This is a genomic window from Pseudomonas yangonensis (assembly GCF_009932725.1).
Lineage (GTDB): Bacteria > Pseudomonadota > Gammaproteobacteria > Pseudomonadales > Pseudomonadaceae > Aquipseudomonas > Aquipseudomonas yangonensis.
In genome coordinates this window covers 1-263 of the sequence record NZ_BLJU01000119.1, presented here as the reverse complement: position 1 = coordinate 263, position 263 = coordinate 1, and the positions used below count along the sequence as shown (strand labels likewise).

Genomic DNA, 263 nt, shown 5'->3' with positions numbered 1-263 from the left:
CATCAATTGGACTGCCCTGAACAGGATTATAGTCAGCTTTAAGCTTGATTAAGCCAGCAGTTTGTAACAAGAGTAGCGCACGAGATTCGCTGGCAGCATCATCCGGGATTGAAATAATTGCACCTTCAGGAAGTTCTTCAATTTTTTTGTATTTACTTGAATAAATCCCCATTGGCTCAATATAAGTGGTAGAAACCGCTGCAATCTTATCCGGGTTTGAATTATTAAATACAGTAAGATAAGAATAAGCTCTGTCTCTTATA

At 38.0% G+C, this 263-nt stretch carries 1 protein-coding gene; it reads right to left on the bottom strand.

Going from position 1 to position 263, the window contains the following annotated elements:
- Positions 1-263: MetQ/NlpA family ABC transporter substrate-binding protein (locus GYB81_RS23760; RefSeq protein WP_233787672.1), on the bottom strand; the 263-nt coding region annotated here is incomplete at both ends.